Source organism: Mycoplasmopsis sturni DSM 22021 (genome assembly GCF_000701485.1).
Lineage (GTDB): Bacteria > Bacillota_I > Bacilli_A > Mycoplasmatales > Metamycoplasmataceae > Mycoplasmopsis > Mycoplasmopsis sturni.
In genome coordinates this window covers 330,789-355,788 of sequence record NZ_KL370785.1, presented here as the reverse complement: position 1 = coordinate 355,788, position 25,000 = coordinate 330,789, and the positions used below count along the sequence as shown (strand labels likewise).

Below are 25,000 nucleotides of genomic sequence, written 5' to 3'. Positions count from 1 at the left end.
TCTGTTTATCAGGCTTTTTATTTGCTTTTTAGAATTTTTAAAACTTTTTTGTATATAATAAAAATAATTTTTAAATCTAGTCAATTTAGTATCAACATTAACAAAATAAAGGAGAAATTATGGTTGAAGTACAAAATTTAAGCAAGATTTTTAGCGATAAAAAACTTTTTGAAGGGGTTAATTTAAAATTTACTGAAGGCAATACTTATGGAATTATTGGAGCTAATGGAGCAGGTAAGTCAACATTTTTAAAAATCCTTTCTGGACAAATTGAGGCTACTAGCGGAAATATTTTAATTGAGAAGCAAAAAAGAATTTCTGTACTTTCACAAGATCATAATGCTTATGATGATTTAGTAGTTACTGATGTTGTCATTATGGGTAATACTGATTTATATCAAATTAAAGAAGAAAAAGATGCAATCTACGCGAATCCTAATGCAACTATGGAAGATTATGAAAAAGCTGCTGAACTTGAAGAAAAATTTGGAGAACTAGGTGGCTGAACCGCAGAAAATGATGCGCAAGAACTTTTATCAAACTTGTCAATTCCAAAGGAAAAATGACATGTCTTAATGAAAGATTTAACTGCCAACCAAAAAATCAAGGTCCTTCTTGCTAAGGCACTTTTTGGAAATCCTGATATTTTAATTATGGACGAACCAACTAACCACCTTGACCTTAGAAGTATTAAATGACTTGAGAACTTTTTAATTGATTATCCTAATGTTGTTATTGTTGTATCGCACGATAGTGACTTTCTTGATTCAATTTGTACTCATATTGTTGATATTGATTACAACGAAGCTAAGATTTACACCGGAAATTACAGTTTCTGAAAACAATCATCTGAATTAGCTCGTGAAATGATGAAGCAATCAAACATGAAAAAAGAAGCTCAAATCGAGAAACTTAAAGAATTCATTGCTCGTTTTAGTGCTAACGCTTCAAAATCAAAACAAGCTACTTCAAGAAAGAAATCGCTTGAAAAAATTCAACTTGATGAAATTAAACCATCAAATAGAAAATATCCTTTTGTTCGTTGAGACATGAATCGTGACCACGGAAAACAAATTGTCACTGTTGAAAACCTAACTTATGTAAATGACAAAGGACAAACTTTATTTGAAAATCTTAATTTCACACTAAGACCTGGCGAAAAAATGGTTGTTATTGGTGAAGATGACATTGCTAAAACAAAACTTTTGGAAATTTTAGCAGGTGAATTAGAACCTACATCAGGAACCGTTGAATGAGGTCAAACAATTAAAACAAGTTTTTTCCCAAATGATAATGCTAAATACTTCAATTCTGATATGACAATTTTAGAATGAATTTCTAAGTGACCACTTGAAAACTCAACCGAAGAAACAAGAGACGTTTCTGACCAAAGAATGAGAGGTTTTTTAGGAAGAATGCTTTTTTCAAATGACTCTGTCTTTAAAAAAGTTAATGTAACAAGTGGTGGAGAAAAAGCCCGTTTAATGTTTTCAAGAATGATGCTTTTAGAAAGTAATTTCATTATCTTAGATCAGCCACTTGATCATTTAGATGCAGAGAGTATTGATTCAGTTATTGAAGGAGTAAAATCATATAAAGGTGGTGCAATTTTTACCACATATAATAGAGCATTTGTTAATCAATGTGCTGATGTTATTTTAGAACTTAAATCGCCACAAGAAAGTTTCTTATTTAGAGGAACTTTAGAAGAATATGAAGAAGCAATGGAGTATTAGTGAATCGCTTTTTTGTTTTTGAAAAAAAAGATAACTATTTTGTGCTATCTAAAGAAACACTAAATCACCTTAAAGTAATTAGAACAAAAAACAAACCTTTTATTTGTGTTTATGAACAAGAATTTTATCTTTGCATGCAAGAAAATAATTTAGCAAAAATAATAGAAAAGCTTCCGGGAAACCATGAACAAGATTTTGAAGTTGTTTTAGCAATGTCAATTATCAAACTAGACCGATTTGAATGACTATTGCAAAAAGCAACTGAATTAGGTGTTACAAAAATTATTCCAATGCATACAAGATATTGTGACGGAGATTTAGTTAAATATAAATTTGAAAAGAAAATAGAGCGCTTTAGAAGTATTTTGCAAAATGCCGCTGAACAATCATTTAGAAATAAAGTTCCATCGTTTGAGCGAATTCATACCTTTGAAGAAGTTTTATCTCTAAATATTAATCAAAAATTTCTTGCTCATGAAAAAATCAATACATCACTTCAATTAGAAAACAAAATTGATCATGATGTTTTGTTTTTAGTTGGACCTGAAGGCGGTTTTTCTGAAGAGGAAATTGCTTTGGCGCAAGAACAAGATGTCCAATTAGTATCTTTAGGTAGTAGAATTTTAAGAGCAGAAACAGCTGCTATTTATTTGTTATCACAAATTAAAATGAAATAAAGCTTTTACAAATAAATAATTTAAGAATTAAAACAAAAAATGAATTTCAGTTTGTTGATAAATTAGTAATTCAATTGTTATAAAATAAACCGACATTTCAAGGGCGGTTTATTTTATAGTTTCTCTTTATTGATTTTGTGAACTTTTAAACCTTTTTTATTTTTTACTTATTAAATCTATTCGTTTTGATATTTTATTTAACCTTTATGCAAAGGCAGAATTTTTTATTTTTTCTTTTTTGAATATTCTTACTATTTTTGGCTTTAACTATATTTTGAAGAATGAACCTTATTTTTTATTGATTTAATCATGAATGATTGCAAAAATATTTTTAATAATTATTTTTCATATTATTATAAATAGATAAATAACTAATTAAATTTAAAAATGCTTTTAAATTTAAATCAATAGATTTTATTTTTATTTTTATTCTGTATATATTATCTAGATTTATAAATAATAATATTTATAAATTACAAAACAACATATTTTAATTAGATTTAGCTATCTTTAGGATTTTTAGGTCAAAAATATTTTTGTATTATCGCTAATTATTAAAAAAGGACTTTTGATTTGTGATAGATGTTTTTGTTTTTTTCGATTATGATTGTATAAAAAATAATTCTCTTTTTTTTCTTTAGTGTTATAATTAGAAAGCAATTTATAAAACCGGATAAATTTCATAATAAATTAACGAAGGAGGAACCTATGAGACAAACAACAATTATTAATACACAACAAGCTAACAAAAAATGATATGTTGTTGATGCAGAAGGTCAAGTTTTAGGGCGTTTAGCATCATTTGTTGCTTCAGTGCTTAGAGGGAAAACAAAACCATCATTTACTCCACATGCAGATATGGGAGATAATGTTGTTATTATTAACGCTGATAAAATCATTTTAACTGCTAAAAAAGAACAAAATAAAGTATATTACTCACACTCAGGATACCCAGGTGGACTTAAGAGTATTACAGCTGCTAAATTAAGAGCTAAAAAACCTACTGCTCTTGTTGAAAAAGCAATTCACGGAATGTTACCACACACAAAATTAGGTAACAAACAACGTCGTAACGTATTTATTTATGCTGGTGCAGAACACAAACACCAAGCGCAAAACCCAGAAAGATTAGAGGTTAGATAATTATGGCTCAAGAACTTTCATACCGTGGACTCGGAAGAAGAAAATCTTCTGTTGCTCGTGTTATTATTAAACCCGGATCAGGTAAATTTGTTATTAACAAACGTGATGCTAGAGAATACTTAACATCAGATATTTATTTACAAGATGCTAACCAACCTTTTGTTTTAACAGAAACACAAGGACAATTTGATGTTTCAGTTAATGTTGCAGGTGGTGGACTTAGTGGACAAGCAGGTGCAATTAGATTAGGTATTGCAAGAGCTTTATTAGAAGCAAGCGTAGATTACCGTGCAGTTCTTAAAAAAGCAGGAATGTTAACCCGTGATGCTCGTGCTAAAGAACGTAAAAAACCAGGTCTTAGAAAAGCACGTCGTGCAAGACAATTCTCAAAACGTTAATTTATTTTTTAATAATTTTGTACCTATTGTAAAAAAATGTAGTATAATAGGTACACATACGCGAGCGTAGCTCAGCTGGTTAGAGCACACGACTGATAATCGTGAGGTCGATGGTTCAAGTCCATTCGTTCGCACCATTTCACAAATGTGACCGACAAGAAATCTTTTGGTTTCTTGTCTTTTATTTACTTACTTTTTTATAAAAATGTTCTATAATTTAAGTTATAAAATATAAAATAAATTTATTATTTTTTTAACTACTAACTACAAATTTTTTAGATAGTTATAACAAAGGAATTTATGAAAAAATTAAGAAACAAACTACTTGTTGTAGCACCTGTTGTAGCAACTATTTTACCTGTTGTTGCTATTTCAGCAGAAGAAGGTGCTCAAAATTCAACCGAAAATGATCAAACAGAGAACAAATCTGCATATCAAGTTGCTGAAGAACAATATACATCTACTCTTGAATCTTTAAAATATGTAGAGAAAAAAACTAAACTTGATGGTTCAACTGCTTTCTTGTCAACTAAACAATACGATTTACTTAAAAAAGAATTAGAAGAAGTTAAAAAAGCGGAAAACGAAGAACAAAAAACAGCTAAGCTTCAAGAACTTTCAGATAAGACTACTAAATTAGCAGAAGCTATGAAAGAATTAGCTTCTCTTACAAATGTTCAATTTGCTGCTCAATTAGAAAATTCATCTTATTATGTTGGTCTAACAAAGCCTTTACCAGAAAAAGAAGCTCAAGATGAAAAAGAAGTTAGTGATGATTCTAAAAAGAGTACAGGACAACAAACAGATGAAATTGATTCATCAACAGAAGAAGAAAAATCACCTGCAGTAGATGAAACTGCAAAAGAAGAAACAGAAGCTAAACCTGAAGATGCTCAAACTCAACCAGCTCCTGCTGAAGAAAAACAAGCAGAAGATCAAGCTGAAGCAGAACAACCTAAACAAGACGAAGAACAAGCGCAACCAGTAGAAGAAAAAGAAACAAATAAAGAACAAGCTTACTTAGATTCAATTCAAACTTGAAAAGAAGATTTAAAAGCAAGAAGAGCAATTTTAACTGAACAACTTAAAGCTGATATTGAAGAGGCCAAAGTTCTTAAAACAGATGAGGAAGTATTAAAGGTTGTTGAAGGATTCCAAAAAGATTACAAAACAGGTGTTTATGATCTTTTAAACATTTTAATTAACGGTATTGATGTAACTTGACACCAAACAAGTGGGGATAAAACCGTTAAACAAGAAGCACCTGCAGTAAGTGCATCAGCTAAAAAATACTATGAAAAACTTAAAGCTTCAATCACTAACCCTGCTGAATTAACCGATGAACAAAGAGATGAAATTCTTAATCTTGATAAAACTGTTGAGAAAGCTAAGGAATACGAAACCAAAGCAAAAGAATTACTCACAGCAAATGAAAATCTAGAAAAACTTCAAGCAAAAGTTAAAGAATTAGTTGAAAACCCAGTTCTTTCATCAAGTGATCGTGAACAATTACAAACTCAATTTAATTCTATTGCGCCACTAGCATATGGAGATGATGTTAATGCAGCTAAAGAAATGTTAGCAAACAATGGTTCTGGTGTAGAAGCTGCTGAAAAAACACTTGAAGAATTTAAAACAAATCTTGCTTCTTTACAAGCAAAAGCAACAGAATTAAAAGAGTATTCTGATAAAATCCAACAAGCAGAAAACTTAACAGATGCTCAAAAAGAGGTTTTAGCAAGTGAAGTTGAATCTGTTAAAGCAGAAGCATCGGAAGATCCTCAACCAAAAATTAACTTCTTCAAAAAAGTTGATGAATTAGATAAAGCCATGGGGCTTTTAAGAGAAAAATACAATAATTTCTCAGAAAAATCAACTCAACTTAAAAATGAAAAAGCAAATGAATTACCAGAAAACTTAGTTGCTTATTTAGGGCAATCATTAACAGATGCAAAATCAATTTTAGATCAAACAGACAAAAACAAAGCTACAATGAGTGATGTTCAAGTTGAAAAAGTAGCATATGATGTTGAAGGTGCTGTAACTAATGCAGAAGAATACCTAAGTGAAGCATGAAAAATTCGTCGTGATAATGCAAACGATCCTAAACCAACATATTGAGAATGACTAATTGTTGGAGGAGCTAGCTTATTACTTGTAGTAGCGGGTATAGCAGTTGCTTTATTCAAACGTAAGAAAAAATAATAAATATTTAATTTATAAATCACTGAAGCACTACTAAGTAGTGCTTTTTCTATACTAAAAAACCTCCGTAAATGGAGGTTTATATTTTATATCCAAATTTAGCTAGTTGCTTTTCGTCATTATTTCATTTATTTGCAACTTTAACTTTCAAGCGTAAAATGACCTTAGAATTAAATTGATGCATCATTTTATAACGAGCATTTTTTCCGATTTCTTTAATTTTAGATGCCCCTTTTCCGATTACCATTCCTTTTTGTGAGGCTTTCTTAACATAAATAATAGCATCAATTTCGATTATATCTTCCTCTTCGATAAATTCATTAACTTCTACCGAAATTGAATGAGGCAATTCTTCATAGAGAGCATTTATTGCCGATTCCCGGATAATTTCTTTGGCTAAAAAACGCATTGACTTATCAGTGACATATTCAGGATCATATTGTTCTGGTCCTTCATAGGTATAAGTTTTAATTAAATCTATTAGCGCATCAATTGAATTTAAATTATTAACATCAGTTGAGACAATGTGACTAAAATTATATTCTTGAAGTTGATTAATTTTTTCTAGAATTTTTTCTGGTTGTTTTTTAATTTTATCAACCTTAGTAATTACGGCAATTTTGTTTTTCACTGATTCAATGCGCTCTAGAATCATTTTATCACCTGATCCAAGTTCTTCATCTGCAGGACTAAGGAAAAGAAGTACGTCAATATCTTTAATAGTGCTATAAGCTGCTTTATTTAGGAATTCTCCGAGCTTATTTTCAGGTTTATGAATTCCAGGTGTGTCGGTAAAAATAATTTGATAATCTTCATCACTGTATATTCCAGTGATTTGATCTCTTGTAGTTTGCACAGTATCAGTTACTATTGCAACGTTATAACCAATAATTGCATTTAGCAAGGAGCTTTTACCAACGTTAGGACGCCCTACAATTGTAGCAAAGCAAATTTTCACTATTTAATATCACTTTCTTTGACGCTAAAAGGAACTAATTCTTCAACGGTATTAACTCTAACTTGTTTAGTATCATTTGAATATTGATAAACTTTAGCATCACTTTTCATTAATTCTACAAAAACTTGGCGGCATCCTGCGCAAGGACTAATAATTCCTTCTTTTTTACTTATGATATGAATTTCTTTAAATTTTCCTACTTTTCCACCATATGCTATTGAACCAAAAAGAGCACTTCTTTCGGCACATAATCCTGAAGGGTAAGCAGCATTTTCAACATTTACACCGTAAAATTCATTGCCTTCCTCGTCAATAGCACAAGCAGCGACTTGAAAGTTAGAGTATGGCGCATATGCTTTTTTTAATAGTTCTTTAAGTTTTAGAATATCCATTTTTACTCCGATTCTCTTGTAATTTTCAGTGGTTCAAAAATTGCATCTACAATTTGATTCATTTCGATGCGCTCGTTTTCTTCTTCATGGTCATATCCTGCTAAATGAACTAAACCATGAGTAAATAAATAACAATACTCTCTTTTAATACTATGATTAAATTCTTGAGATTGTTCTAACATTTTGTCATAGCAAATGATTAATTCACCAAGATGCAAGAAAGGCATTTGTTCATACAAATCCTCATCTCCAAAGTGGAATGACAAAATATCTGTTACGTAATCTTTATTACGATATTGTTTATTTAATTCCTTGATTTTTCGTTTAGATACAATTTTGACATCAACTAGAATAGGTTTTTGAATTCCAAAATATTCGGCAAAATTTTGAACAATTGCATCCATCTCTTTTCGAAAGTCAATTTTGTTTCGAGTTGAGTTAGTAAAGGAAATTTCATTTTGATTTTTGAACATGATTTAATTATAAATTATTTGATAAAAAGACCTTCAAAAATGTAGTTAAATAGCCTTATTTCTTCTTGAGAAAAATTAATTTGAATTATGTTTAATTTATTAGTTTTTAAAATGTTTAATAAATCTTTATTTACTACTTCTAATGTTTCATTTTGGATGATTATTCCGTTAAAGGATAGCAATTGATTGTTGATGGTAGCTTGAATTAAAACTTCTCCTTTTGTAAATAAACTTTTATTGTGAGGCTGCAAAATTAATTTGTCATTTTCTAATAATAATCAGGCTGATGAGAACTTTGTAGTTCTAATATAAAAAAGTAAGTAAATTATTATCATGAAATAAAAAAATAAAACTAACGATAGTGTAATTTCTCATTTAAATTTCTGTGTAATTTTGTTCAAGTTCAATTACCTTGCTTTCTGGGAAGATATATCGATTATTATGGCTAATTTCTATTGTTAGATTATTTTTTATTCATTTGTTTAAATTTTTTTGCACAAAAACAAAATTAGTTTCACTTAAATTATCAAATGCTTCATCTAAAATTAATAGCTCATAATCGTTTAAGAGAATCTTTAGAAAAAACAACAACTGTTTTTCGCCCGAAGATAACGAAGCAACCTCTGAGTTATGAACTCTGAGCATGATTTCTCTCATTCCAGTAAAATTCAGTTCAATATTATCTATAAATTCTCAAAAACGTTCATTATTCTCAATTTCTAAGAATTCTAAAACCGATGTTTTATTTAAGGGAATATTATTACCAAAATAACCAATTCTGCCTTTTAAATTCAAATCTTGAAACAGATTAACCTCAATATTATTAATTTTTATAATTCCATCTTGAGGCTTTAAATTTCCGCTAAGAATACCTGCTAAGGTTGTTTTGCCGCAACCATTTTTGCCTAAAATAATTAAGTTTTGATCTATAACCATTTTTCGAATATTTAAGATATTCTTGTCGCTTTTAGAATAAGCAAATGAAAGATAAGAGAACTCAATTTTTCTTATTTTGTCATTTTGTTTTGTTTTTGTAGGCTCAAAACTTTCTCAATTAAAAAAATTAAGTAAGATTTTGTTTTTTTGAAAGTTATTTCATTGTTGAACTAAAGGCAAAAGATTCTTTAAAGGTCTTAATAAAATATTAGTTCCAGTAATAAAAAAGATTAGATTATAGAGGTTTAAATTATCATTCCAAATTTCGATTGTTCCAAAAATTAAGATAAACACAGGTCCTAGAATTTCAAGGGCATTTTTAAAATTGAAAACACCAAAAATAAAATTGTGATTAATTAAATTATTTTGATAATAATCTTCTTGTATTTTTACAACTTTTTGAGATATTTTTTCGTTTAAAGAAGTGTTGACAAAATGTTTTTGATAGTCAATTAATTCTTGATATCAATTATTTAAATTTATCCCATCATAAGTAACTTTTTTGTCAATTTGGACAAGCTTATCCTTAGTTGAAAATATAATAATGAGCAAAGTAGCAGCGTAAATAAGAATTACAATCAACAATGTAAGGTTAATTTTGTAAAGTAAAAATAAACCAATTCCAAAGAAAATAATATTAATGATAATGTCGCAAATAAAATAAGTCTTAAATTCTAAATATGAATCTAAGGCAAATAAACGAGTAACAAATTCACTAGAAGTAATTTGTTGCAATTCTTGATAATTAGTTTGCTTAAAATTTATAATTAATTTTTCTTTAATTTTTATTGATACATTAGCCAACTTATGGTTAAGAATTTTCGTGATTATATGTTTAAATAACGATTCAATTAAAATTATTCAAACAAAGACAAAACTAATGATAATGATATTAGTAAGGCTTTGATTTGGGATAATCTCAGAAATTACAAATTTATTTAAAAAAGGAATCGAAACAAAAACTAATAGTTCCAAAATTAAGGCGCAAAAATAATATATTTGATAGAGCAATAAATTTAATGGAAGTTTAAATGAAGTTTTAACTTCTTTTGGAATTTGTGAGAAAGGTTGCACAATATCTTGTTTTTCAAAGGTAACTAATATTCCTAGAAATTTTGACTCAAATTCTTGGTGAGTTAAATTGATGTTTCCTTTTAAAGGGTCATATATTTGGATTCGTTCATCAGTTAACGATAAAATTACAACCATATGTTGATTTTGTAAATTCTTGACAATAGATCCAATTGGAAAAGAGTTTGCTTCTAAATTTTTTAATTGCATAAAATCACAATGATAAGCATTGAGAGTTAATTTATAGCTTTGAATAAAATCTTTTAAATCACTTAGTGCAATGCCATTATCTTTGTAAGTTATATTGTTTTTTAAATCATTAATGTCTAATGTTTGGTTATAAAAATGTTCATAAAAGTACTTAAAAACATATAATGAACAATCACGTGAGTCAAATTGAGTTTCCATCATTTATATCTTAAAAATTAGGAAGTATAATGCATGAAAAAAAGTTATTTTAGTTATTTTTTACAAGTTAAACAAGTAAAAAGTTTTATAATAAAGATAATATTAAAAATGTCATTGTGAAATAAGGAGAATTTATGAAAAAAGTTGTTGCATTTGCTAGTGATCATGCTGGATTTGAACTTAAAGAAGGACTTAAAAATTACATTGAGTCATTAGGATATGAAGCGGTGGATTTAGGTCCTTCGACTGACAAATTTCCTGTAAGTTACGCTATTCAAGGACATGAATTAGCTAACTATGTAAATTCACACGAACCTGCTTTTTCAATTGGGGTTTGTGGGACAGGTTTAGGAATTTCTTATGCCTTAAACCGTCATGAGCACATTAGAGCAGCTAGAGTCACTTCTGTTGAGGATGCGCATTTAGCTAAACAACATAATAATGCAAATGTTTTAGTTTTTGGTGGACGTCAAATCTCACTTGATGATGCTAAAAAAATGGTTGATGAGTATATTAAGACTCAATATGAAGGCGGAAGACACCAACAAAGAATTGATGACATCGATGCACAAGCGCAATGTAAAGCCTAAGTAGGATTTACAAATTAGGAATTGTGTTATAATATTAGAAATATTTATCGTAAAATCGTAAAATAAATAATTTTATATTGTGTTTATTTATTTAGAATTTTTTAAGGAAACATTATGAAGAAAAAATTAAATTTATTATCTGTTGCTTTTGGTTTAAGTGTTGTAGCTCCTGTTAGTATCGCTGCTGCTTGCAGTACTCAAGCAAAAGAATCTAAAGAAGTTGTAACTACTGAAGCTGATACATCAACAGAAAAAGCTGAAACAGCTGAAAACATTAAGCAAAGACAAGTTGTTTCAACTAATGCCAAACTAACTGATTTAACAAGCCAATTGTACTTTATTTTAAATGATAAGTACAAAGATAGCAATCCATATGAAGCTAGCGGAGACCAAGTTTATCCAGTTGCTCCAGATCACTATGCAGATTACCTTAAAACCTTAACATTAAAAATTTCACCTTTACCACAAGAAAAACAAAATGCTGAGTATTTTGCAAAAGGTTCAATTGCTTTTGAAGTGGTACTTAGCGAAACCTTAGATGGTGTAAATTTTGAATCACGTAAAGAATTTTATGTTTCAGGATACGGAACAACAGCAAAATGAGATAATATTTTAGCCGTTCAAAAACTTGAAACATTAGTTTCAGAATCAAAATACATTATTGAAGAAATTGATGCTAAAGATAGAAAAGAAAAAGTACAAGGTGAAGACAAACAAGAAAAAGAAGTTACTACAAATATTTACAAAAACTCACGTGTACCAAGCGAAGATGTAACTGAATCTTATAATAAATTAAAAGACGAACTTAGCAAAGCTGAAAAACTTCTTGAAGAAAAAAGTGAAGAATCTACTTACACTACAAAAGTTAATGAAGAATTACCAAAACTTCAAGAAGCATATGACGCTGTAAAAGCAAAAAAAGATAAACTTGATAAAAAATGAGAACTTGTTGAATCAAACTCAGGTGGATATGGAACTGATTCTGTAGAAGAAAATTCAGAAGCAAATTCTTCTGAAGGAGTAACAGAAGGTTCTAAAGATACTGATGAATCAACCGGTGAAGAAGCTAAGACTGAAGAAAAAGAAGAATCTAAACCTGCTGCAAGCGAAGGAACAGATGCAGCAAGCACTGAAGGATCACAAACAACTCCTGAAAAAGAAGCTCAAACTTCAGAGCCAGCTAAAGAAGATGGCGCTTCTACAAATACAGAAGAACAACCAGCTACTACTCAACCAGAAGGTACTCAAGATTCTGCTACTGAAACAGAAGCAAAAGCAGAACCAGAAACAGAACCTACTCAACCAGCAGAAGACACTTCATCAAGTACTACTACATCTACAACTTCAAGTACTCAAAGTTAATTTACATTTAATAATTTAATATAAAAAACTCGATTTAATTCGAGTTTTTTATATTTCTTTTTGTTGTTGAATTTTTTCAAGTTTTTTAACGGCTTTATTAACAGCATCATAAGCCCCTGAACGGCTAGTGGCTAAAATTTCGGCAACTTCAGCATAAGATAAATCTTTGTTAAAGTAAAGTTCAAAGGCTTGTTGCTGTACTTTTGTTAGCATGAAACCAAATTTTGCGTATAAATTAATATAATGAGTCATCTTATCAAGATCTTTTTTAGTGGTTTTGGACATCAATTAAATCCTTTGTCATTTGGTAAATAAACATATCTAAATCAAATTCTTGTAAGTCATCTAGTCTTTCACCTAAACCTAGATATTTAACATTTAAATCATATTCATCTTTAATCGAAAGAACAATTCCGCCTTTTGAAGTACCGTCCATTTTAGTTAGGATAATTCCGGTCAAATTAGCCACTTCTTTAAAAGCTTTTGCTTGCGAAAGTCCATTTTGTCCCGTGGTTGCATCTAAAACAAGCAATGATTCATGAGGTGCCGATGGTTCAAATCTTTGAATAATTGAAACCATTTTATTTAATTCATTCATTAAGTTGACTTTATTTTGTAATCTGCCGGCTGTATCAATAACTAATAAATCATAGTTTTCCTGAGTTGCTTTTTCCATTGCTTTATAAACTACTGAAGAAGGATCCGCACCTTCTTTATCAGGCTTAACAATTTCCACACCTATGCGTTGAGCTCAAATACCTAACTGATTGACAGCTCCGGCTCTAAAAGTATCTGCAGCAGCAATTAGAACTTTTTTACCTTGCGAAGCGTATTTATTCGCGATTTTTGCAATTGAAGTAGTTTTTCCACTACCGTTAACGCCAACAAAAATAAAGACATTAAGGCGATTGTCTTGGTAATTTAATTGAGTATCAACCACGGAATTATTAGTATAAATAACAAACATTTGATCAGCTACAATTTCACCAATTAATTTAGGATTATCAATTTGATTTGTTTTGACTTCTCTTTTAATTTTTTCAATCATTAAATATACTAATTGCGAATTGATGTCAGCCATAATAAGTAATTCTTCAAGCTCTTCGAAGAATTCTTCGTCAATTTTAGTATAACGATTTTGTAATTCTAATAGCTTCTTTCCAAAATTACTTGCTGAGTTCATTCCGGTTTCGTATTTTTCGAATTTTCCGGATTTTTCAAATTCTTTGATTTTCTGTTCTTCAAGTAATTCTTGTTTTTCTTCTATAGAAATAGTTTTTTTTGAAAAAACTTTATTTACTAAATTTTTAAAAAAACCCATTTTTACTTCCTTTTAATAAGTTCATTTTTTAAGACATTTTTAAGCTTAAAGTTGTTTTAATTATACTAAAATTATTATTCTCATCTAAAAGAGGCGCAATAACTTTGGTTCTTAGTGAGAGTGATTATTTTGGAAATTTAAGGAAGCAAAAAGTTAAAAAAGAATATAATAATATAAATAAATTTATATTATTAGGAGTTTTATGGCAAAAAAAGTTATTATTGGAATGTCTGGCGGAGTGGATTCATCTGTAGCTGCTTATTTACTTAAGAAACAAGGCTATGATGTTGAAGGTCTTTTTATGAGAAACTGAGATAGTTTTGCAAACAATGATATTTTAGGAAACAATGATATTTCACAAGATATTTGTCCACAAGAACAAGATTACCAAGATGCTTTACATGTTGCTAATTCATTAGGGATTAAATTGCATCGTGTGGATTTTGTTGAACAATACTATAACGAAGTGTTCCAAAATCTTATTGATGAGTATCAAAAAGGAAGAACACCTAATCCTGATATCTTATGTAACAAGTACATTAAGTTTAAAGCTTTTGCTGATTATGCTTTTAATGAATTAGGTGCAGATTACATTGCTATGGGTCATTATGCAAAAGTAAAAGATGGGCATTTATATCGTGCTAAAGACCAAAATAAAGACCAAACTTACTTTTTAGCTCAACTTAGTCATTCTCAGTTAGAAAAAGTAATCATGCCCCTAGCAGACTTACACAAAGAAGAAATCCGTGAAATTGCTACTCAATTAAATTTAATTACAGCAACTAAAAAAGATTCAACTGGTATTTGCTTTATTGGAGAACGTCGTTTCGGTGAGTTTTTACAAAATTATATTCCAGCAAATGATGGTGATACAGTCGATATTACAACTGGCAAAATAGTTGGAAAACATGTTGGTTGTTTTTATTACACTATTGGACAAAGAAAAGGATTGAATTTAGGCGGAATGAAAGAACCTTACTATGTTTGCGGACATGATGTCAAAAAAAATATTCTTTATGTAGCCCCTTTATCGCAACCACATTGACTTGAGTCAAATAATTTAATTGCAAGTAATTTGAATTTAAACAACACTAATTACAATCCTAATAATTTAACAGCTAAGTTTAGATATCGTCAACAAGATATTCCGGTAACTATCAAAATCATGGATAATAACTTTGTTAGGGTTTATTATCCACAAAAATCTCAAGCGGTGACACCAGGACAACAAGTTGTCTTCTATGATGGAGATAAATGTATTGGGGGAGCAATTATTGAAGAATTATTCAATGACGATCAAAAGATCGCATATATTTAGAGGTATTTATGAAATCAAGTGATATTAGAAATTTATGAATTAATTATTTTCAAAGACAAGGGCATTTTCTAGTTCCTTCAAAAAGTTTAATTCCACAAAACGATCCTTCTTTACTTTGAATTAACTCTGGAGTAGCAACTTTAAAAGACTATTTCTCAGGAAAAAAAGTGCCACCGGCAAAGAGATTAGTTAATTCACAAAAAGCTATTCGTACTAACGATATTGAAAATGTTGGTGTAACAGCTAGACACCATACTTTTTTTGAAATGCTAGGAAACTTTTCAATTGGAGATTATTTTAAAAAAGAAGCAATTGCCTTTGCTATTGACTTTTTATTAAATGACTTAAAAATGCCTCTTGAAAAACTTTATTTTACTTATTATTACGAAGATCTTGAAACTAAGGAACTTTGAATGTCACATGGAGTTTCTGAAGATCATTTAATTCCTGGAACTAAAGACACTAACTTTTGAGAAGTGGGAAGTGGACCATGCGGACCAAATACTGAAATTTTTTACGATCGTGGGCAAAAATATGATTCGCGGGGAATTGAATTGCTACAACAAGATCTTGAAAATGATCGTTATATTGAAATTTGAAACATTGTTTTTTCTACATATAATTCCGACGGCGAAGGAAATTATAGTGAACTTAAACAAAAAAACATTGATACTGGGGCTGGACTTGAAAGAATTGTTTCGATTATGCAAGATGCTCCTACTAACTTTGATACAGACTTATTTTTACCTATTATTCATGAAATTGAGAAATTTACAGAATTTCGATACGACATTAATAATTACTTCACAAAAGATCCAGAGCAAACTTTAATTAATACTTACTTCAAAGTTATTGCTGATCACATGAGAACAGTAGTTAATGCTATTAATGATGGTGCAAAACCTTCAAACGTTGGTCGTGGATACATATTACGTCGCTTAATTCGTCGTTCAGTGCATAAAGGGATGCAATTAAAAGTTAATGAAGAACTCTTTTTACACAAACTTGTTAAAGTTATAGCAGATACTTTACCTTTTGATTTTGATCTCCAAAGAATTGCCAAAGTCATTCTTGATGAAGAAGTAGCTTTCTCAAAAACAATTGAAAGCGGAAGAAAATTACTTGAAGAATATCTTAGCTCAGATACAAAAATCTTCCCAGGTGATGTTGCTTTTAAATTATTTGAAACCTATGGATTCCCAATTGAATTAACTGAAGAAATTTTAGCCGAAAAAAATATCACCGTTGATATGGCAAGCTTTCAAGAAGCAAAAATACAACATTCAGAGGCTTCTCGAGGAGCTAAAAAAGCCGGAATGGACAAAGTTATTAACTCACTTGCCTTAATCAAAGGTAAAATCGATCAATTTGTTGGATATGATTTTGAAGAATACACTTCAAAAGTTTTAAAATTACTTGATTCGGAAAATGAAATTAGTGAAAATGATGGCATTTCTTATGTGATTTTAGAAGAAACACCATTTTATGCCACTAGCGGTGGTCAAAAGCATGACGAAGGATTTATGCTACAAAATGGTTCAAAAATTAAAATCCTAAACGTGTTTAAAGATAAATTTGGAAATCACATTCATAAAGTTGAAGGAGCCATTAATAATTATGATCCTATTGAATGTTTTGTCGATAAACAAAATCGCCTTGGGTTAAAAAGAAATCACTCAGGAACCCACTTATTATTTTGTGCCTTAAGAACTATTTTAGGGCCTCAAATTGTTCAATTAGGAAGCGATAATAACGCTGCAAGGTTAACTTTTGACTTCCCTGCTGATATTAAACCTTCAGCTGAGGAAATTAAACAAATTGAGAACCTTGTCAAAGAATACATTAGTAAAGATGTCCAAAGACAATATTTAGTTATGACTACTGACCAAGCAAAAGAAATGGGTGCAATTATGACTCTTGAAGAAGGTGAATATATGGACCCTAAAAAGGTTAGAATTGTTAATTTTGAAGGAATTACTGCGGATTTATGTGGTGGTACCCACTTAGAGCACTCAGGAATGCTTGAAAACTTCAAAATTGTTTCGGTTGAGAAAAAAGCTGCAGGGGTATTTAGAATTAAAGCAATTTCATCAAATGCTATTATTAACCAATATTTAGAAGAAGAAAAAGACCAACTTAGCGAATTGGTGGCTAAAGCAATCGAGAAAAACCAAACACTTAATCCTCAATACAGAGTTGAAATTAAGCAAGAAAATAATCTTGAAGATCAGGTTAGCTATCTCAAAGAACTTTTAGAACAAATCAAAGAAGATACTAAAAAACTTATTAAAGCTCAAAATGAAAATCTTGAAATTAATTATGACCAATTACAACCTGTTAATATTCAAGGGAATTTGGTGTATCTTGTGGAAGTACCTGTTAATCAAATTAAAGTCTTAGCTTCAACGGTTAGAGAAAAATATCCAGATGCTCTTGTTTTAGCTTTTGATAAAGAAAGTAAAATGCTTGTTGTTGCTTCAAAAGCCTTTAATTCTAATGCAATTGCGCAACAACTTTTTAAAGCATTTGACGGACGTGGTGGTGGAAATAACATTATGTCTATGGGGAAAGTTAACCAAATTATTAATCAAGATTTACTTGTTGAAAAACTAGAAAAGATATCATGAGAAAATTAGGTTTAGATTTAGGAACTAAATCTTGTGGATTCGCAATCACAGATGAGGATGAAATTATTGCAAGCTCGCTTGAAAATTTCAAATTTGCTGAAAATGATTTTGAGGCAGCAATTAGAAAAATTCAAAGTTATTTACAAGAATATAACATTGATGGTTTTGTTTTAGGTTATCCTTTAACAATCAGCGGCAATAAGGGCCAAAGAGCACTTATGGTTGAAAATTTTAAAACTCTTTTAGAGAAACATTTTGATATTCCGATTATGCTCATTAACGAGCAATACACAACTCAAAAAGCTCACGATGTTCTTATTTTAGCGGGTTTAACAAGACAAAAAAGAAAAGCTCATAAGGATAAGTTAGCAGCACAATTTATTTTGCAAGAGTATTTGGATTATCATAAAGATAAATGAACAATAATTAAAAAGGGAGAATAATGGCACTTTGGTTAAAAATAGTACTAGGTTGTTCGGTTATTGTAGTGGTTATTCTTGCTATTGTAGCTAATGTGATTTTACGTAAAAAAGCAAAAGCTCTTAGACAAAGAATTATTGAACAAACACAACAAGAAACTTATTTGGAATTATCAAAGCTTAGAGATGATATTGGACATTTAAGCTTTGCACTTAAAAATGAAGTTAAAAATAATTACAAACCTTATGATGTTGAGGCGGCAATTAATACCGTTTTTACTAATGATTTTCAAAATATTTTAGTGGTTGATAAATCAGATTTATTCTTACTTAATTCTATTGCTCAAAAAACTAAACGTAAAACATATTATCTAAGCGAATATTTTGACCAAAATACTCAAAATGCTTTAGCTGCTAAATATCCAGATGATTTTACCAATGTACATCTTTTACCTTATAACATGGAAACAATAGATTTTGTAGTTGTTTTTGAAAATGATTTTTCATTAATGGAAATTTACGAGAAATATTGACATTTTATGAGTGAAAGATCAATGATGATGATTTTACTTACTAAATATAAAAACAAAGAAATTAAAAGTTTTGTTAAAAAAATGCAAGAACATAACTATCCAATGGAAATTTCCTATGTTGAAAGCAAATTTTTATATCTAGTCAAAAAGCAAGAAAGCAAGAAAAATACTATAGTATAATTAAATAAATTTAAGGAGAATTATGGCTAATAACAACGAAAAAATTTTTTTATCTAGAGAAACATTAGAAAAATACAAAAAAGAGTATGAACAATTAGTTAATTTCGAGCGTCCAGCAGTTCAACAAGCTTTAAAAGAAGCTCGTGCTCAAGGGGACCTTTCAGAAAACGCTGAATATGACGCAGCTAGAGATAGACAAGGTGCTGTAGAAGGAAGAATTAACGAACTTGAACAAATTATTGACCGTGCTGAAATTATCGAAAGTGATACTACAGGAGTTATTTCAATTGGTTCTTCTGTATCAATCCGTTTCGTTGATTCAGGTCAAATTAAAACTATTACAATCATGGGGACTCATGATGCTAACCCATTTGAAGATAAAATTTCAAACAAAAGCCCACTTGCTACCGCTATTTTAGGTCGTAAAGCTGGTGAAGTTGTTGAAGTTGATGCACAGCAAAAATTCTCTGTTGAAATTTTAAGTGTGATCCATGAAAATTAAAAACTAGCTCAAATCTAGTTTTTTATTTATATATTTAGAAAATGAAGGAGTCAAAATGTTAATAGGTATTTCGGGAATGATTAGTAGCGGAAAGAGTACTTTATCTAAAAAATTAGTATCTCATTTTCCTAATTCGTTACTTTTAAATGAGTATGAGGAAGATGATACAGTTTTTAATACTTATTTAAGTTGATTTTACGAACAAAAACCCAATATTGATGTGAGTTTTCAAGTTTATGTTGTTGAAAATCATACAGCTCAAGTGACTAAATTACGTGATAAATTTAAACAATTAAACTTAGATCCTAATCAAGATATTATGTTTTTAGACCGCTTTAGTGCTGAACACTATGTTTTTGCTCAAGTAAACCTTAAAAACTTACCCAAAAAATCTTTCAAGGCTTATAAGGCGCTTTTTAAGGAAATGATTAGTTCAGAAGAATTGCCTGAATTTACTATCTTTTTAGATGTAAGTTTTGAAAATTTTAAAAATCGTTTATTTAAACGTGGACGTGATGTTGAAATTAATAACTACGAACTTAACGAAGCTTATTTTAAAGAATTGCATTCAGTTTATAAAGATACTTTTATTGAAGTTGCTAAAAATCTTGGAATTGAGTACAAAATTATTGATACTAATGACAAAAATGAAGAGGAAGTTTACCAACAAGCTTTAAGTTTAATCGAAGAATATAAAGCAAGGAGATCTTAAAATGAAGAAAGATTATCGAATCGATAAAATCCTTTTTTCGCAAGAATTTATCGAGGAAAAAATTCGTGAATGCGCTGATTGAGTTAATGAAAATTATAAAAATTCACAAGATTTGATTTTAGTTGGTCTTTTAAAAGGTTCTGTTCCATTTTTGGCACAACTTATTAAAAGTGTTGAAGTGGATCACCAAATTGACTTTATGACTGCTTCTAGCTATGCTGGAAGTCATGCTTCTTCAGGTTCAGTTAAAATTATTATGGATCTAAGTCAAGATATTCAAGATAAAGATGTACTCATTGTTGAAGATATTATTGATAGTGGAATTACTTTAAATAAAATTAAAGAACTATTATTAGCTAGATCGCCTAAAAGCCTTAAAATTTTGACATTAATGAATAAAGAATTCAAACGTAAAACAAATCTAAAAGCAGATTTTTATGGATTTGATGTACCTGATGCTTTTTTAGTTGGTTTTGGTTTGGATTATCAAGAAAAGTTTCGTAATTTACCTTACATAGGAGTTTTAAATGAACAATACATCGACAAAAAATAATGTTGTTATTTCAAAAGAAAATATTCTTGAAATTAAAAATTTAACAAAAAAATTTGGTAAAAAAGTTGCTGTTGATAATCTTTCGCTTTCAGTTCGTAAAGGAGAATTATTTGGATTCTTAGGTGTTAATGGAGCTGGAAAAAGCACAACTTTAAATATTATTTTAGGATTACTCAATGCTGATGCAGGAAGCATTACAATTAATGGTGTAGATTGTTTTTCTAATGTCGATCTTATTCGTAGCCAGATTGGTATTGTGTTCCAAAATTCAATTATGGATACTAAATTAAGTGTTTATGATAACTTATATTTTAGAGCACAACTATACCAATCAAATTTTAAAGGGCAAAAAATTAAAGAGGTAGTAGCTCAAATTATTGAGGAATTTGAACTAAAGGATTTTCAACATCAAAAATATGGTTCTCTTTCAGGGGGTCAAAAAAGAAGAGTTGATATTGCAAGGGCTCTAATTCATAAACCATCAATTTTATTTTTAGATGAACCAACTACCGGGTTAGACCCTAACTCCAGAAAATTAGTATGAGAAATTCTTGAAAAAATTCAAATACAAAGACAATTAACAATTATTTTAACAACCCACTATATGGAAGAAGCAAATAATTGCAATCGAGCAATTATTATTTCTAAAGGTAAAATTCTTGCTTCAGGTACGCCTGCTGAACTAAAATACAAATACGCTCCTGCTAGAATTAAAGTTTATAGTAGTGAAAATAAAACATTTGAAAGTATTTTTGAAAAAGAATCAGTTAAATTTAAATTAGTTGATAATTCGTATTATGAATTAGAGTTTCAACACTATGATCAAGCCAAAGAGTTTTTGAATCAGTATATTAATATTTTTGAAACAATTGAAATTTTTAAAGGTGATATGGATGAAGTATTTCTAAAAGTAACAAAAGGAGAGAAAAATGAATCGCAATAAAGTTCAAAAAACTAATTCATTAATTTCGACATGAGTTTTATATAAGAGACATTTTAAACTCTTTTACAACGAAAAGACAAGACTTGTCTTCACTTTCATGGGACCAATTATTGTTTTTATTGTCTTTATTTTATTTGGAAAAACCATCTTTGGTAACCTTGAAGGTTTTAGTGAACAGCAAAGAGGGGTGATGCAGGATATCTTCCTGGGGGTTGGTTTACTACTTATGGCAACATTTACCAATGCTTTATCGCTTTCTAATGTAACTGTTGTTGATAATGAACGTGGAACAGTCAATGATTTTGAGGTTGCTCCGATTCGGAAATATTCAATTAAGCTTAGTTATTTTAGTTTTAATATTTCTGTAAACTTTTTACAAACATTAATTGTTTTCTTATTTTATATGGCTTATTTAGGCATTCGTGGGAGTTTTTATGTAGAAAATCCTACAAATGTTAATTATCTTTATAATTATTTAGCTGGCTTAGAATCTCAATTAGAAACATTGCAAAACACAGCAAAAGGAAGCGATAATTTAAGTTTGGCAATGCAAATTCAAAATATTCAAACTCAAATTCATCAAGTTGTCGAGCAAATAAAAAATCAAACAACTGCAAAAAGTGTAGCTACTATTGATTTTATACGTTCAGTTAAATTATTAGTGGTATTACTTTATTCATGTTTGATTAATTCCCTTATTTTTACAACTTTATTATCAAAAGTTAAGAGCTATAATATTTTTAGCTTAATTTCAGCTGTCTTTTCAAGTATTGGTGGTTTTTTTATTGGAGCATACATTCCTTTACAATCGCTTCCTGTTTGAATTCAAGAATTTGCTTCAATCTTTCCTTCGACTCAAGCAGGTAACATTATTCGTGTTATTATGTTGCAAGATGGACCATTTGATATTGTCTTACGTAATAATCCAATTCATTTATTTGGGCAAACAATTGAACTTTGACAATCATTTGTTTATAGCTTGAGTGTTGTTATTGTGTTCTTTTTTATTGTTAACTTTTTTGATAATTTAAAAGTTTACTTATACAAAATCAAACTTTATACAAGAAAACAAAAATAAATTACCAAAACACCTTCACTAACCTAAAGTTTTATAGGATTTTTGGTTAATTTTCTTAACAATCATAAAAAAACAACTCTAAATGAGTTGTTTTTGTTTTCAAGATCATTAAATTTTATTTTTAGATTCAATGTTAGAAGATAAATCTTTTAAGTTTTGGTATGAAATTTCAACCATGTTGGCTACTGCTTCATCAGTATAACTTCCGATATGAGGTGTAGTCATTACTCTTGGGAACATATCTATTAATTCTTTGACAACAGGGTCTTGGATTTGAGTTAGTTTTTTGCCAAAATAAAGTTTCTCATCGTAAAATACATCAAGAGCTGCTGCATATAATTTCCCGCTTTTAAGACCATCTAAAATAGCTTTTTCTTCTTGTAATTGTCCTCTTGCTGTGTTAACTAAAATTGATTGATTTTTCATTTTAGAAATAAATTCAGCATTGATCATTTTATCATTTTTACCTTTAATATAAGGCATGTGAATAGAAACTATATCAGAGTGTGCCAAAAGTTCTTCAAGGGTAACATATTCAATAACTCCATTTGCATTAGGGTTTGGATATGGGTCAAAACCTAAAACTTTAGCCCCTAGCCCTTTAAACATTTTTGCGCTTTCTAAACCAATTCTACCTGTACCAATGATTCCTACAACAGAGTTTTTCATTTCTTTGGCAAAACCTTCAGGAAGAATTTGATAATTGTATTGTAAAGCTGCTTTTGATGCAAAATAAACACTTCTTCTTGATAGTGTTAAAGCCATTGAAACGGCTAATTCAGAAATAGCTGTTGGTGAATAACTAGGAACTCTTGCTCCTTGGATTCCTAGCTCGTGCATTGCTTCTAGGTCCATATGATCTACACCGACAGTTCTTGTTAAAACATAATTAATACCGTATTCCTTGGCTTTAGTTAATACTTCTCGATTAACTTTGTCACTAGCGCGGCAAATAATAGCGTCATATCCTTTGATAATTTCAACATTTTCAGGGGTCAAAGATTCTGAACGAAGCTCAAGTTCGTAATTATAGTTTTTGTTAAATTTTTCAAAAATTGGTTTTTCTACATCACGAACACCAAAACAAATAACTTTCATATTTTCTCCTAATTAGACAAATGCTAATTTACAAATAATAATTCACAATGGAATTGCAACAACCGCTAATAAAGTAGTAAGTGCGGAACATTGAACTGCATATTCCTCGTGTCGTTTATACTGCATTGCATATGCAATTACAACAGTTGCTGGAGGGGTGGCTGCAAAGATAACCATAGCAATAGCGCTATCTATAGATACTAACCCTCCACGGTTTAATCCTAAAAATATTAAGAAGACAACAAGTGGAATTGCAATAAGCTTAAGTGCTGAAAAAATTCATACTGCAGGCGAAGAAACTGCTTTTTTGATATTTGAAACAGCTAGGGTAATACCAATTGAAATTCATACAAGTGGACTTGCCAATCTACCTAATGTACTAATTGGTGTGTATAAATATGGCATTGTTACTGATAAATTAAATCATCCATTTGAGCCTTTAGTAAAGTTTTTACCAAATAGGTTAGCCCCAGGAATTAATTGCGTCATTCATAAGACAATACCTACAAACGTTGCAATAACAATAGGGTTCATAAATGCGGTTTTGAGTGATTTTGTAATATTATTGCGGTCAAATTTTAGCCCTGCCATAACCATAAAACAGTATGAGTAAAGAAAAATTCTATATGGAATAGTTCAAATATTTGCTGAAAGAATTCCTTTTGGAGAAACAGCATTGATAATTGGAAGACCAAAGAATGTGATACTTCCGAAAATAAGCATCATTCATGTTACTAAAGCTCTTGATTCACTTTGAGCTACAGTTCCATCAATATTTACTTTAAATCTGTTTGGAATTAAATGAGAACCATATGTAGTGAACAAGAAGGCTACTACACATAATAAAACATAAAAAGCAAATGATACCCCAAGGATAATTCCCTGCTCTTGAAGCTGTCCAATTGTTATGTTTTTCATAAATCCTGAAATAGCTAAAGCAGGAAGGGCAATTTTTAAAACAATAGAGTTCAAAGAGCCTTTTCATTCAGGTTTGATGATTTTTGCTTTTGTTAATACATAACCGATACCGATAATCACAATGGTGGAAATAACAGCACCTCAAAAACCAGTTTCGGATAATGTTAATTGTAATGTTTTTAAAATATCATTCATTTTAAAACTGAATTTTTTTCCTTTCTAAAATCTTATTTTGAATCGTATTTATTTTTATTAATATCATCGCATTGAACTTTAATAAGCATGAATGCATATAAATTATACTCTTTTAATTTTTAATAAAGACAGCCTTTACCTAAAAACCAATTTTTTAACTGGTAAATATGAAAACATTTTTTAAAAAAATCACAAGATCTCGGTTTTTAGGAGTCTATTTTATTATTAAAAAATTTCTACTTAAAGAAAAATTT

Annotated in this window: 25 protein-coding genes and 1 tRNA gene; 17 read left to right on the top strand and 9 right to left on the bottom strand. The window is 29.6% G+C overall.

Annotation, left to right across the window (positions count from 1 at the left end):
- Positions 1-119 precede the first annotated feature (119 nt).
- The 6 genes from Q349_RS02955 (at position 120) to Q349_RS02930 (ending at position 6,159) form a co-directional block, all read left to right on the top strand.
- Positions 120-1,736 (top strand): ABC-F family ATP-binding cassette domain-containing protein, encoded by a 1,617-nt coding sequence (locus Q349_RS02955; protein ID WP_036464897.1) that lies wholly within the window; start codon positions 120-122, stop codon positions 1,734-1,736.
- Positions 1,736-2,413 carry a 16S rRNA (uracil(1498)-N(3))-methyltransferase gene (locus Q349_RS02950; RefSeq protein ID WP_036464896.1) on the top strand — a complete coding sequence of 226 codons (678 nt, stop codon included), beginning with the start codon at positions 1,736-1,738 and terminating at the stop codon, positions 2,411-2,413. The genes Q349_RS02955 and Q349_RS02950 overlap by 1 nt, the downstream gene beginning before the upstream one ends.
- A gap of 708 nt (positions 2,414-3,121) precedes the next feature.
- Positions 3,122-3,556, top strand: a complete 435-nt coding sequence (gene rplM / locus Q349_RS02945) for a 50S ribosomal protein L13 (RefSeq protein WP_036464895.1) — start codon at positions 3,122-3,124, stop codon at positions 3,554-3,556.
- A 2-nt stretch (positions 3,557-3,558) separates the two neighbouring features.
- Positions 3,559-3,954, top strand: coding sequence for a 30S ribosomal protein S9 (rpsI, locus tag Q349_RS02940; protein WP_036464894.1), 396 nt, complete (start codon positions 3,559-3,561; stop codon positions 3,952-3,954).
- Positions 3,955-4,014: 60 nt separating this feature from the next.
- Positions 4,015-4,091, top strand: a tRNA-Ile gene (locus Q349_RS02935).
- A 163-nt stretch (positions 4,092-4,254) separates the two neighbouring features.
- Entirely contained in the window at positions 4,255-6,159 is a 1,905-nt protein-coding gene (locus Q349_RS02930) for a hypothetical protein (protein ID WP_036464893.1), read from the top strand.
- 79 nt (positions 6,160-6,238) lie between these two features.
- On the opposite strand, the gene era is transcribed toward Q349_RS02930, so the two are convergent.
- From era to Q349_RS02905, 5 genes are read right to left on the bottom strand one after another with little or no spacing between them, the layout of a single operon-like run.
- Entirely contained in the window at positions 6,239-7,117 is an 879-nt protein-coding gene (era, locus tag Q349_RS02925) for a GTPase Era (RefSeq protein ID WP_036464891.1), read from the bottom strand.
- Positions 7,117-7,509 (bottom strand): cytidine deaminase, encoded by a 393-nt coding sequence (gene cdd, locus Q349_RS02920; RefSeq protein ID WP_036464889.1) that lies wholly within the window; start codon positions 7,507-7,509, stop codon positions 7,117-7,119. Before cdd ends, era begins: the two co-directional genes overlap by 1 nt.
- A 2-nt stretch (positions 7,510-7,511) precedes the next feature.
- Positions 7,512-7,982 carry an rRNA maturation RNase YbeY gene (ybeY, locus tag Q349_RS02915; protein ID WP_036464887.1) on the bottom strand — a complete coding sequence of 157 codons (471 nt, stop codon included), beginning with the start codon at positions 7,980-7,982 and terminating at the stop codon, positions 7,512-7,514.
- Positions 7,983-7,996: 14 nt separating this feature from the next.
- On the bottom strand, positions 7,997-8,317 hold the full coding sequence (locus Q349_RS02910; RefSeq protein ID WP_156932530.1) for a hypothetical protein: 321 nt from the start codon (positions 8,315-8,317) through the stop codon (positions 7,997-7,999).
- Between the two features lie 40 nt (positions 8,318-8,357).
- On the bottom strand, positions 8,358-10,400 hold the full coding sequence (locus Q349_RS02905; RefSeq protein ID WP_036464883.1) for an Mbov_0121 family peptidase domain-containing ABC transporter: 2,043 nt from the start codon (positions 10,398-10,400) through the stop codon (positions 8,358-8,360).
- A 131-nt stretch (positions 10,401-10,531) separates the two neighbouring features.
- On the opposite strand from Q349_RS02905, the gene Q349_RS02900 reads away from it, so the two are divergent.
- A complete protein-coding gene (locus Q349_RS02900; protein ID WP_036464876.1) occupies positions 10,532-10,987 on the top strand; it encodes an RpiB/LacA/LacB family sugar-phosphate isomerase in 456 nt (151 codons plus the stop codon).
- 114 nt (positions 10,988-11,101) lie between these two features.
- Entirely contained in the window at positions 11,102-12,349 is a 1,248-nt protein-coding gene (locus Q349_RS02895) for a prolipoprotein diacylglyceryl transferase (protein ID WP_036464874.1), read from the top strand.
- A gap of 48 nt (positions 12,350-12,397) precedes the next feature.
- On the opposite strand, the gene Q349_RS02890 is transcribed toward Q349_RS02895, so the two are convergent.
- Positions 12,398-12,634, bottom strand: a complete 237-nt coding sequence (locus Q349_RS02890; protein ID WP_036464872.1) for a sigma factor-like helix-turn-helix DNA-binding protein — start codon at positions 12,632-12,634, stop codon at positions 12,398-12,400.
- Positions 12,618-13,670 (bottom strand): signal recognition particle-docking protein FtsY, encoded by a 1,053-nt coding sequence (gene ftsY, locus Q349_RS02885; RefSeq protein WP_036464871.1) that lies wholly within the window; start codon positions 13,668-13,670, stop codon positions 12,618-12,620. The genes Q349_RS02890 and ftsY overlap by 17 nt, the downstream gene beginning before the upstream one ends.
- A gap of 202 nt (positions 13,671-13,872) precedes the next feature.
- Between ftsY and mnmA the strand changes: the two genes are divergently transcribed.
- Genes mnmA through Q349_RS02840 form a run of 9 tightly spaced genes read left to right on the top strand, consistent with a single transcriptional unit; the run spans position 13,873 to position 22,535 of the window.
- Entirely contained in the window at positions 13,873-14,988 is a 1,116-nt protein-coding gene (mnmA, locus tag Q349_RS02880) for a tRNA 2-thiouridine(34) synthase MnmA (protein WP_036464869.1), read from the top strand.
- An 8-nt stretch (positions 14,989-14,996) separates the two neighbouring features.
- Complete coding sequence (gene alaS, locus Q349_RS02875; RefSeq protein WP_036464867.1) at positions 14,997-17,624, top strand: alanine--tRNA ligase; 2,628 nt, start codon at positions 14,997-14,999, stop codon at positions 17,622-17,624.
- Positions 17,612-18,058, top strand: a complete 447-nt coding sequence (ruvX, locus tag Q349_RS02870) for a Holliday junction resolvase RuvX (protein WP_036464866.1) — start codon at positions 17,612-17,614, stop codon at positions 18,056-18,058. The genes alaS and ruvX overlap by 13 nt, the downstream gene beginning before the upstream one ends.
- Positions 18,058-18,747: a BC85_0335 family putative methyltransferase gene (locus Q349_RS02865; protein WP_036464865.1), complete on the top strand. Its 690-nt coding sequence runs from the start codon at positions 18,058-18,060 to the stop codon at positions 18,745-18,747. The genes ruvX and Q349_RS02865 overlap by 1 nt, the downstream gene beginning before the upstream one ends.
- Positions 18,748-18,769: 22 nt before the next feature.
- Complete coding sequence (gene greA, locus Q349_RS02860; RefSeq protein WP_036464864.1) at positions 18,770-19,249, top strand: transcription elongation factor GreA; 480 nt, start codon at positions 18,770-18,772, stop codon at positions 19,247-19,249.
- 55 nt (positions 19,250-19,304) lie between these two features.
- A complete protein-coding gene (locus tag Q349_RS02855) occupies positions 19,305-19,961 on the top strand; it encodes a deoxynucleoside kinase (RefSeq protein ID WP_036464862.1) in 657 nt (218 codons plus the stop codon).
- A gap of 1 nt (position 19,962) precedes the next feature.
- On the top strand, positions 19,963-20,514 hold the full coding sequence (hpt, locus tag Q349_RS02850; RefSeq protein ID WP_036464861.1) for a hypoxanthine phosphoribosyltransferase: 552 nt from the start codon (positions 19,963-19,965) through the stop codon (positions 20,512-20,514).
- The gene (locus Q349_RS02845; RefSeq protein ID WP_036464859.1) at positions 20,489-21,457 is read left to right on the top strand and encodes an ABC transporter ATP-binding protein; all 969 of its coding nucleotides are present in this window, start codon (positions 20,489-20,491) and stop codon (positions 21,455-21,457) included. The genes hpt and Q349_RS02845 overlap by 26 nt, the downstream gene beginning before the upstream one ends.
- Positions 21,444-22,535 (top strand): ABC transporter permease, encoded by a 1,092-nt coding sequence (locus tag Q349_RS02840; protein WP_036464858.1) that lies wholly within the window; start codon positions 21,444-21,446, stop codon positions 22,533-22,535. Before Q349_RS02845 ends, Q349_RS02840 begins: the two co-directional genes overlap by 14 nt.
- Before the next feature lie 108 nt (positions 22,536-22,643).
- Here the strand turns inward: Q349_RS02840 and Q349_RS02835 are convergent, their stop codons facing one another.
- Both Q349_RS02835 and Q349_RS02830 read right to left on the bottom strand, forming a co-directional pair.
- The gene (locus Q349_RS02835) at positions 22,644-23,633 is read right to left on the bottom strand and encodes an NAD(P)-dependent oxidoreductase (protein ID WP_036464857.1); all 990 of its coding nucleotides are present in this window, start codon (positions 23,631-23,633) and stop codon (positions 22,644-22,646) included.
- A gap of 12 nt (positions 23,634-23,645) precedes the next feature.
- Positions 23,646-24,746 carry an AEC family transporter gene (locus Q349_RS02830; protein ID WP_036464856.1) on the bottom strand — a complete coding sequence of 367 codons (1,101 nt, stop codon included), beginning with the start codon at positions 24,744-24,746 and terminating at the stop codon, positions 23,646-23,648.
- Positions 24,747-25,000 lie beyond the last annotated feature (254 nt).